Source organism: Nocardia stercoris, assembly GCF_003696265.1.
Classification (GTDB): domain Bacteria; phylum Actinomycetota; class Actinomycetes; order Mycobacteriales; family Mycobacteriaceae; genus Nocardia; species Nocardia stercoris.
On sequence record NZ_RFFH01000053.1, the window covers coordinates 1 to 868 of the forward strand.

The following is an 868-nucleotide window of genomic DNA, read 5'->3' on the forward strand; positions in this document are numbered from 1 at the left end:
GGCGATCTTGGCCTGCTTCGCCGTCTGCGCGGCGATCGTGACCAGTTCCTGCTCAGGGGTTTTGGAGAATCCGTAGTTGAACGAGGACCCGCCCAGGCCGTCGCCGTGGGTCACCTCGATCACCGGCACACCCGCACCGTCGAGCGCGGTCACGATGTCACGCACCTCGGTCGCGGTGAACTGGTGACGCTTGTGGTGCGAACCGTCGCGCAGCGAGGTATCGGTGACGCGGATATCGAGATCAGCAGAGAAAGTCATTGTGATTCAGTCCTTTCTAGACCCGGGCCGCGTCGCCGGGCTGGTCGGCTGCCGCGCCGGACCCGGCCCGGCCGGCGAGGATGCGGTCGGCGGCGACTTCGCCGACGCGGGTGGCGGCGGCGGTCATGATGTCGAGGTTGCCGGAGTAGGGCGGCAGGAAGTCACCGGCGCCTTCGACCTCGACGAACACCGAAACCTTCGCCAGCCCACCGGACACCACGCTCGGCTCGTCGAACTGCGGCTCGTTGAGCAGCCGGTAACCGGGCACGTACTGCTGGATGTCGGCGACCATGCGATGCACCGACTCGGTGATCGCGTCGTGGTCGGCGTCCTCGGGGATCGCACAGAAAATGGTGTCGCGCATGATCATCGGCGGCTCGGCCGGATTCAAGATGATGATCGCCTTACCCCGCGCAGCACCACCGATGGTCTCCACACCCTTCGAGGTCACCTTGGTGAACTCGTCGATGTTCGCGCGAGTACCCGGACCCGCAGACACCGACGACACCGACGCCACGATCTCGGCGTAAGCCACCGGCACCACCCGGGACACGGCCGCCACGATCGGGATCGTCGCCTGGCCACCACAAGTGATCATGTTGACGTTCGG

The 868-nt window shown here is 66.0% G+C and carries 1 protein-coding gene and 1 pseudogene; both read right to left on the minus strand.

The window, feature by feature from the left end; translation table 11 throughout:
• Positions 1–258: pseudogene (locus EBN03_RS33530) on the minus strand (4-hydroxy-2-oxovalerate aldolase); the annotation flags it as partial.
• 16 nt (positions 259–274) lie between these two features.
• Positions 275–868, minus strand: a 594-nt coding sequence (locus tag EBN03_RS33535; protein ID WP_122192186.1) for an acetaldehyde dehydrogenase (acetylating), incomplete at its 5' end; no start/stop codon positions are given.